General features: G+C 35.6%; 1 protein-coding gene. It reads left to right on the top strand.

Annotation, left to right across the window (positions count from 1 at the left end; translation table 11 throughout):
• On the top strand, positions 1 to 1,442 hold a 1,442-nt coding region (locus ACFQ8C_RS37000; protein WP_383466349.1), incomplete at both ends, for a heavy metal translocating P-type ATPase.

Genomic DNA, 1,442 nt, shown 5'->3' with positions numbered 1-1,442 from the left:
ATTTTTGAGAATAATGTAAAAGAACTTCCTGGGGTTCAAGATGCAAAAGTGAACTTTGGAGCATCCAAGGTCTACGTAAAAGGAAATACAACCATCGAGGAATTAGAGAAAGCAGGAGCTTTTGAAAATCTAAAAATTCGAGGCGATAAAGAACAAAAGGTTGAGCGTGAACCATTTTGGAAGCAAAAAGAAAATATTAAAGTATATATATCTGCTATATTACTCGTGATTAGTTGGTTTTTAGGTGAGCAATATGGGGAAAATCATATCCTTCCAATGATTGGGTATGGAGCATCTATTTTAATTGGTGGTTATACACTATTTGTAAAAGGACTTAAAAATCTTAGTCGATTAAAATTTGATATGAATACGCTAATGACTATTGCTATTATTGGAGCTGCAATCATTGGCGAATGGGGCGAAGGTGCAACTGTTGTTATCTTGTTTGCAATCAGCGAGGCATTGGAGCGTTATTCAATGGAGAAAGCACGACAGTCCATTGAATCTCTTATGGATATTGCACCAAAAGAAGCGTTAATACGTAGGGGTAACGAAGAACTAATGATTTCTGTTGATGATATTCAAGTGGGAGACATAATGATTGTTAAGCCCGGTCAAAAATTAGCAATGGATGGATTAGTGATTAAAGGAACTTCTACACTTAATCAAGCAGCCATCACAGGTGAAAGTGTTCCTGTTACGAAAACAGTGGATGATGAGGTCTTTGCTGGAACACTAAATGAAGAAGGGCTACTAGAAGTAAAAGTAACGAAGCGAGTAGAAGATACAACTTTATCCAAAATAATTCATCTTGTTGAGGAAGCACAAGCAGAGCGTGCACCTTCCCAAGCATTTGTTGATAAATTTGCTAAATACTATACACCAGCTATAGTGATTTTAGCTTTATTAATCGCTGTTGTTCCTCCGTTATTTGGTGGAGATTGGAGTGAATGGATTTATCAAGGATTAGCAGTATTAGTTGTTGGTTGTCCTTTAATTAAGGGTGGTATTCACTTAGAAGAAACAGGCCATATAAAAGCAATTGCTTTTGATAAAACTGGAACATTAACAAGGGGAGTTCCTTCCGTAACAGATATCGTGACTATTAATGGTAATGAGGATGAGTTGTTAAAGGTAACAGCAGCGATCGAAAAAGGGTCTCAACATCCACTTGCATCAGCCATTATAAGAAAAGCAGAAGAAAAAGGATTAAATTTTAATGCTTTAATAGTGGAAGAGTTTCAATCGATTACTGGTAAAGGTGTAAAAGCGAAGATAAGTAATGAATTATACTTTGTCGGCAGTCCTAATCTATTTGAGGAATTACATGGTAAGACTGAAAATACAATTAAAGAAAATATCACTCATATGCAAAATGAAGGTAAAACAGTGATGGTTTTAGGAACAGAAAAGGAAATTCTTTCTTTAATTGCAGTAGCTGA

The organism is Streptomyces sp. NPDC056503 (assembly GCF_042794995.1).
Taxonomy (GTDB): Bacteria; Actinomycetota; Actinomycetes; order Streptomycetales; family Streptomycetaceae; genus Streptomyces.
This window is presented reverse-complemented; position numbering and strand designations above follow the sequence as displayed.